The sequence below is a fragment of the Vibrio sp. V23_P3S9T160 genome (assembly GCF_963886625.1).
Taxonomy (GTDB): Bacteria; Pseudomonadota; Gammaproteobacteria; order Enterobacterales; family Vibrionaceae; genus Vibrio; species Vibrio anguillarum.
In genome coordinates this window covers 33,878-40,193 of record NZ_CAWPDB010000110.1, presented here as the reverse complement: position 1 = coordinate 40,193, position 6,316 = coordinate 33,878, and the positions used below count along the sequence as shown (strand labels likewise).

The following is a 6,316-nucleotide window of genomic DNA, read 5'->3' as shown; positions in this document are numbered from 1 at the left end:
ATTGTAAGGAGTGATAAATATCAACTTATTTAAGCGTTGGCTTGTTTTTTTAAAAAGTAAAATAATAACAAGCTTATTTGTTACCTATCAGTCTCCACTGATTTTACTGACTCTTTTCGAGAGAATAGAAGCAGAATCATTGGCCAGATATTCTACGGCAGAGCGCCGAGTCAACGTTGGAGATAGGGTCAGCTTTGTTGATACAGAAAAGTGTCAACCTTATCAAATTATTATAGTGCTTGGTGAGCGGAACAACCCTAATGATGGTCTCGTATCACTTTACTCTTATTTAGGCGCTTCTATTTTTGGATTACGTGAACAAGAGTGTTTTAAATTATATATTTTAGGAAAAGAGCGAGAATATAAAGTGGTTAATATTCTTCCTGAAAAGTCACTAACGTGTGTAAATTAAATTTCTTCGTTAAAATAAGGAGATTACTATGAGTAAGAAAGATATGAAAAAAGCGCAACTTAGCCTAAAAGAAAAGCGGAAATTAAAGCAAGAAAAAATGGAAGAAAGCAGTGTAATTAAAGAAAGGAAAAAACGCGGAAAATAAAATAAATTTTCATCGGTTAAAGTGCAAAATAAAGCCTAATGATATCGTTAGGCTTTTTTATGTCTCTGTATTGACTCTATATCCTGCTAATGAAGGCTTTGTGACCTTACAACGTATTGGTTTGATTCGATGTCCTCTTTCCTGTTTTTGCTCGCTTTAGCGGGAACTAAAAAATTTTTCAAAAAATCCTTGAAAAGAATTTTAGTGCCCCTATATCTATCAATGAAGAGGATGCCGTAAGGACCTCTGGAACGGCGACACAGGTTTGCTCTCTTAAGAGGAGCCTTGTGTTGTGATTATTAAATGTGTTGTTAGCTCCATGTTGAAAGAATGGCTGCTAACGGCTTAGCGTCTATGCGCTAAGGCTATTGCTTATGATGAGGATAGTATGATGAGAACAGTAGATTTCACTCCTTTATACCGCAACGCAATTGGTTTTGACCGTCTATTAAACATGATGGAATCCAGTTCAGCGAAGAATAGCTCTGCGGGTTACCCTCCGTACAATATTGAACAGCAAGACGACAATAAATATCGCATCACGATGGCGGTAGCTGGTTTTTCTGAAGAGCAGATTGAGATTACTCAACAAGAAAATACGCTGATTGTGCGTGGTGAACGTAAACCCGAAGAGAATAAAAACTACGTCTACCAAGGTATTGCTGAGCGCGATTTTGAACGTAAATTCCAATTGGCCGACTATGTCAAAGTGCTCGGAGCCACAATGGAAAATGGCTTGCTACACGTGGATCTTGAACGTGAAACACCTGAAGCGATGCAACCACGTAAAATTGCGATTAATGGTAAAAACTTAATTGAGAACAATTAAGTTACTGGCCACATTAAAGTAGTGAAAGAGCGCCTTTTAGCGCTCTTTTTCATGGTAGAAAGGATGAATTACTGTTGATAAGCTAATGCCACTTCTTGAGCAATAATTTGAATGCCCTTTTGCATGGCTTCATCATCTTGCACGTAGTTCATGCGCAGACACTGATGCGCGTGTTGCCAATCGTCTTGTTGACCAATAAAGAAATATTCACCCGGTACAATCAATACTCCTCTGGCTTTTAGACGTTGGTAAAGTTCCATGGTGGTTATAGGGAGCTCATCAAACCAGAGCCATAAAAAGATCGCCCCTTCTGGTTTATGGATACGAAAGCGCGGGTCGCTAATGGCTTGCTTGAGTAACTCGACTGCTCTTTGTGATTTCTGCTGGTAGAAGGGCTTGATCACATCGCGACTGAGCCTTAATAGATCGCCTTTTTCAATCATGTGATGAGCAATGGCTGGGCCGATGCTGCCTGGCGCTAAGCTAATGATGCCATTCATGTTGGTTAATGCTTGGGTAATGGTTTCGTTGGCAATGACGATACCGCAGCGCACACCGGGTAAACCCAGTTTCGAAAGGCTCATGCATAAAATGGTGTTGTCATTCCAAAAGGGTTCAATCTCTTCAAAAATGATGTTGGGAAATGGAACGCCGTATGCATTGTCGATAATCAGTGGGATATTGTTCTCTCTAGCCAGCTTATCGAGCTTGTGGATCTCTTGTTCTGTGAGCACATTTCCCGTCGGATTGGTTGGACGGGAAGCGCAAATGGCGGCTACCGACGAATCCACGCTCAAGGTTTCGAAATCCACGTGGTATTTGAATAAGCCATTGTCGAGTAGTTCTATTTCTGGGCGATAGGAGACAAAAATATCTTCATCTATCCCGGCATCACCATAACCAATATATTCAGGCGCTAATGGCAGTAAAATTTTCTTATGTGAACCATCAGCTTGCTGGCCAGCAAACAGATTAAATAGATAGAAAAATCCACTCTGGCTGCCATTGGTTAAGCTAATGTTCTTTTCACTGATTTCCCAGCCATAGGTTTCTTTAAGCAGTTTTGCGAGAGATTTAACGAACAGATCTTTACCTTGTGGGCCATCATAGTTGGCGAGGGCAGCGATCAGTTCACCACTGCTAAGCATGTCAGCACTGGTTTGATGAAAGTAGTCAATCATGGCGGGAATGGCGGCTGGGTTACCACCGCCGAGCATAATGGCTCCGGGAGTGCGCAGGCCATCATTGAGATCGTCCATTAACTGGGTAATACCGGAATACTGATTAAATTTTTCACCAAATTTCGAAAACTGCATTGCTGACTGCCTAATTCATTCTTGTATTTGCTTGCATAAAGGGGCATGAAACGATGCCATGCCCATCGAGTAATCCTTGAACATACCCCAATGTTTTTGCGAGTCAAAGCACTATTTTTCGCCAAATAACACACTGCGGTCAGATAAAACAAAAAGCCCAGCGGATGGCCGCTGGGCTTTGATAGATTAATTTGTGTGCCGAAATATCAGCGACTACTTTTGCAGCAGTGAAATATCAGCAATTTGTAGGAACAGATTACGCAAGTTGTTGAGCAGCGTTAAACGGTTTTGTTTTAATGCTTCATCGTCTGCCATCACCATGACATTATCAAAGAAAGCATCAACAGGTTCACGTAGTGCTGCCAGCTTGCTCAGTGCTTGTTGGTAATCACCGGTAGCGAAAGCAGGTTCTAGTGCTTCGGTCATCACTTCCACTTCTTCCGCTAAGGCTTTTTCGGCCGCTTCTTGAAGAAGTGTTAGGTTGATTTCTGCAGCCAGTTCACCGTCAAATTTCGCTAAAATGTTACCGACACGCTTGTTTGCCGCCGCTAGGGCTTCAGCCGCTTCCAGTTCACGGAAGTGGGAAACCGCTTTAACACGTTTGTCAAAATCAGCGGGTTTGGTTGGACGACGAGCAAGTACCGCTTGGATGATGTCGACGCTAAAACCTTCATCTTGATACCAAGCACGGAAACGGCCAAGCATAAACTCAATTACATCGTGCTCAACGTTGTCGTTGGTAAGGCGATCACCAAACAGCGATTTCGCTTTTGCTACGAGGTCAACTAAGTCCAAGTTATAGCCGTATTCAACGATGATGCGCAGTACACCCAGTGATGCGCGACGCAGAGCAAAGGGATCCGAGCCTTTTGGTGCTTGGCCAATACCGAAGATGCCGACTATGGTGTCTAGCTTGTCTGCGATTGCCACAGCGGCGGAAACGCCATTGGTTGGCAGAGCATCGCCAGCAAAGCGTGGCATGTACTGTTCGTTTAGTGCAACAGCGACTTCTTCTGCTTCTCCGTCATGGCGAGCATAATGCATACCCATCACGCCTTGCGTGTCGGTAAATTCAAACACCATTGAGGTCATCAAATCGCATTTAGCCAGTAAGCCCGCACGTTTTGATTTTTCTACATCCGCGCCAATCTGTTCTGCAATGTAACCAGCCAGTTCAGTAATACGGTCAGTTTTATCTTTAATCGTACCTAACTGCTGCTGGAAAATCGCGGTTTCTAGTCGTGGTAGACGATCGACTAATTTGCTTTTGAGATCGGTATTAAAGAAGAATTCCGCGTCCGCTAAGCGTGGACGAACGACTTTCTCGTTGCCTTCGATAACATGGCGAGGCTCTTTCGACTCGATGTTAGAGACGAAAATAAAGTTAGGCAGCAATTGCTTATTCGCATCGCTCATCTGATGAGAATAAACCGGGAAGTATTTTTGGTCACCTTTCATGGTGTAAACCAAAGCTTCTGACGGTACTTTAAGGAATTTTTCTTCAAATTTCGCCGTCAGCACCACTGGCCATTCAACCAGTGAGGTCACTTCTTCAACCAAGTCATCGTCAAGATCGGCAACACCGCCAACCTGTAGCGCTGCTTTTTGTGCATCCGCAATAATTATTGCTTTACGTGCATCGTAATCGGCGATTACTTTACCGCGCTGTTCTAAAATCGCTGGGTATTGCTCTGCTGAATCGATGGTGAACTCTTTTTCGCCCATAAAGCGGTGGCCACGAATGGTGCGCGCAGAAGCTACGCCTAAGATCTCACCTTCGATCAGTTCATCACCCATCAAAATAGTCAGAGTTTTTACTGGGCGGATAAATTGTGTTTCTTTATCACCCCAGCGCATGGGTTTGGCGATAGGCAAGTTTGCTAACGCTTTGGCGGCAAGTTCAACCACAATAGCTTTGGCATCTTGGCCTTTGACTTCCTGTTTGAACAGTAGCCATTCACCTTGTTCTGTTGTTAGGCGATCCGCTTGCTCAACAGTAATGCCGTTACCACGCGCCCAGCCTTGTGCTGCTTTGGTTGGATTGCCATCGGCATCAAAAGCAACAGAAATAGCGGGGCCACGTTTTTCGACCACTTTATCCGCTTGACCTTGGGCCAAGTTGGTCACTTTCAGTGCTAAACGGCGAGGGGTTGCAAACCATTTGATGCCTTCGTGTGCCAGTTCAGCGGTTTTCAATTCTGCGGCAAAGTTAGCCGCAAACGCTTCAGCCAAAGTGCGAAGTTGTTTTGGTGGTAGCTCTTCTGTGCCTAATTCAATTAGAAATTCTTTTGCCATCTTATTTGTCCTCACCCTTTTTACACATAGGGAAGCCAAGTGCTTCACGAGATGCGTAGTACGCTTCTGCAACCGCTTTGGTCAGGTTACGGATGCGTAGGATGTAACGTTGACGTTCTGTCACCGAAATCGCTTTACGCGCGTCCAATAGGTTAAAGGCATGGCCCGCTTTCAAAATACGCTCATAGGCAGGAAGTGGCAGCGGTTTTTCTAGCTCAAGTAGATGCTTACACTCTTTTTCGCACTGGTCGAAGAAAGTGAAAAGAAAATCGACATCTGCGTGTTCGAAGTTGTAAGTGGATTGTTCGACTTCATTTTGATGGTAAATGTCACCATAGGTGACTTTACCTAATGGGCCATCTGTCCAGACTAAGTCATACACTGAATCCACGCCTTGAATATACATGGCGAGACGTTCAATACCGTAAGTGATTTCGCCGGTGACAGGCTTGCACTCAAGGCCACCGACTTGTTGGAAGTAAGTAAATTGAGTTACTTCCATGCCGTTTAGCCACACTTCCCAGCCAAGACCCCAAGCACCTAAGGTTGGGTTTTCCCAGTTATCTTCCACGAAACGAATATCGTGTACTAGTGGGTCAACACCGAGCACCTCTAAAGACCCCAGATACAACTCTTGAATGTTGTCTGGTGAAGGTTTGATGATGACTTGGAATTGGTAATAGTGTTGCAGGCGGTTTGGGTTTTCACCATAACGACCGTCCGTTGGACGACGAGAGGGTTGAACATACGCCGTTGCAATGGGCTCTGGGCCTAAAGCTCGCAGGCATGTCATTGGGTGAGAGGTTCCTGCACCAACTTCCATGTCTAATGGTTGAACAATGGTGCAGCCTTGTTGGGCCCAATAATCCTGCAGCGCGAGGATCATACCCTGAAAGGTTTTGATATCGTATTTTTGCATAGTCAGGTTCGCGCGATTCTTCTGTCTGAATGGATGAAAATAACGAACAAGTATACCCAGATATTCGCTCAGCGAGTAGGGGTAATCTTGCTTAATTAATGGTCGAAAATCCGTTTTGGTCGAATTTATCGCATCGATTGTGCCAAATTCCTGCACATGAACGATTTTGACTTATTTCTAACTTGAGATTTTCACTCGGCCTGATTAGAATTGCGCCGTCTTTGGGGAGTAGCTTACCAGTGAGATTTCTTATCTTAATGGTTCGTTCGTCAACATAATTGGTGCCAAATCACCGTGGCGTTCGAGGCTAAAGTCATTTTAGCTTAGCAAGACCTTAGACAAACATCACAAACCGGGGCGGGGAGTGGCGTTTGTCTATGGTTATTATAATTATCTCGCC

At 44.2% G+C, this 6,316-nt stretch carries 5 protein-coding genes and 1 riboswitch; of the genes, 2 read left to right on the top strand and 3 right to left on the bottom strand.

Annotation, left to right across the window (positions count from 1 at the left end; all coding sequences use genetic code 11):
- The first annotated feature begins 10 nt into the window (after nucleotides 1–10).
- Nucleotides 11–412 carry a GreA/GreB family elongation factor gene (locus AACU59_RS06960; protein ID WP_013855573.1) on the top strand — a complete coding sequence of 134 codons (402 nt, stop codon included), beginning with the start codon at nucleotides 11–13 and terminating at the stop codon, nucleotides 410–412.
- Nucleotides 413–948: 536 nt separating this feature from the next.
- Entirely contained in the window at nucleotides 949–1,386 is a 438-nt protein-coding gene (locus tag AACU59_RS06955; RefSeq protein WP_010319943.1) for an Hsp20 family protein, read from the top strand.
- A 68-nt stretch (nucleotides 1,387–1,454) separates the two neighbouring features.
- Here AACU59_RS06955 and AACU59_RS06950 read toward each other — a convergent pair whose 3' ends face one another.
- The 3 genes from AACU59_RS06950 to glyQ form a co-directional block, all read right to left on the bottom strand.
- On the bottom strand, nucleotides 1,455–2,702 hold the full coding sequence (locus AACU59_RS06950) for a valine--pyruvate transaminase (RefSeq protein WP_010319942.1): 1,248 nt from the start codon (nucleotides 2,700–2,702) through the stop codon (nucleotides 1,455–1,457).
- Between the two features lie 213 nt (nucleotides 2,703–2,915).
- Entirely contained in the window at nucleotides 2,916–4,997 is a 2,082-nt protein-coding gene (gene glyS / locus AACU59_RS06945) for a glycine--tRNA ligase subunit beta (protein WP_019281084.1), read from the bottom strand.
- A gap of 1 nt (nucleotide 4,998) precedes the next feature.
- Nucleotides 4,999–5,916, bottom strand: a complete 918-nt coding sequence (gene glyQ / locus AACU59_RS06940; protein ID WP_013855568.1) for a glycine--tRNA ligase subunit alpha — start codon at nucleotides 5,914–5,916, stop codon at nucleotides 4,999–5,001.
- A gap of 211 nt (nucleotides 5,917–6,127) precedes the next feature.
- Nucleotides 6,128–6,241: riboswitch (yybP-ykoY riboswitch) on the top strand.
- Nucleotides 6,242–6,316: the final 75 nt, after the last annotated feature.